Source organism: Halanaerobium sp. ST460_2HS_T2, assembly GCF_003337665.1.
Lineage (GTDB): Bacteria > Bacillota > Halanaerobiia > Halanaerobiales > Halanaerobiaceae > Halanaerobium > Halanaerobium kushneri.
Genome location: NZ_QPJF01000085.1, coordinates 1 through 1,064, shown reverse-complemented (window position 1 = coordinate 1,064; position 1,064 = coordinate 1). Strand labels below are relative to the sequence as shown.

The window sequence follows — 1,064 nt, the reverse complement described above, 5'->3', positions numbered from 1 at the left end:
AGGAGGAAGATAATAATGAAAAATAAAGTACTGGTTGTTGATGATGAAAAGAATATTCGTTTGACTTTAAAGAAAGCTCTTTCGAATGCAGACTACGAAGTTGAAACAGCTGTTAATGGAGAAGATGGACTGGCAAAATTAAAAGAAGAAGAAATCCCGGTTGTACTACTTGATATGAAAATGCCGGGAATGGATGGTATCCAGTTTTTAAAAGAAGTAACAAATAAAGAAATTGAGACAAAGGTAATAATGATTACAGGATATGGTAGTGTAGAAACAGCAGTGGAAACTCTAAAATTAGGTGCTGTTGACTATCTGCGTAAACCATTTAAGCCAGAAGAAATTATTAATATTGTTCAGGATGTTTTTGAACGCTATAAGGTTGAAAATAGTGAAAAAGAAGTAGAAAGTTTTGAAGAATATATTATGCTTGCTAAAAACGCAATTAATAAAAGAAATTTCTCAAAGGCAAAAGAAATGCTGCAGCAGGCCACTTCTCTTGACTCTGAAAAGCCTGAACCATTTAATCTGCTTGGTATTATTTATGAGATGCAGCATAAGCAGGGAGAAGCAATGAAGATGTACAGAGCTGCTCTGGCACTTGAGCCGGGCTATAAACCGGCAAATGAAAATATCGAAAGAGCAGGAGAAAGTATGGGCTCTATTGACTTAGATGAGGTTAACTTTGGAGATGACGAGGAGGAAAAATAGATGTTTATTGTTATTGTAGGCTGTGGCCGCACCGGTTCTCTGCTTGCTGGAAAACTTTCTCGTTCTGGTAACGAAGTTGTTGTTATAGAGCAGAATTCAGATTCATTTGCTCTGCTGCCGGTTGACTTTTCAGGTTTTGAGATAGAGGGGGATGCAGCTGAAAGTGATGTTTTGATTGAAGGTAAAATAGAATCTGCTGACCTTTTAATAGTTAGTACTGGCAATGATCAGATTAACTATCTTGTATCACAGATGGCCAGGGTTAATTTTGATGTACCCAGAATTATGGTCAGGACTATAGACCCATCAGTGGAGAAGATGTATGAAAAAGAAGAACGTTTTGAGATATTTTC

At 36.8% G+C, this 1,064-nt stretch carries 2 protein-coding genes; both read left to right on the top strand.

Translation table 11 applies throughout. The features are described 5' to 3' along the window. Nucleotides 1-15 precede the first annotated feature (15 nt). On the top strand, nt 16-711 hold the full coding sequence (locus DFR80_RS15145) for a response regulator (RefSeq protein WP_114490494.1): 696 nt from the start codon (nt 16-18) through the stop codon (nt 709-711). Further along, nucleotides 712-1,064: TrkA family potassium uptake protein (locus tag DFR80_RS15140; RefSeq protein ID WP_147270206.1), on the top strand; the 353-nt coding region annotated here is incomplete at its 3' end.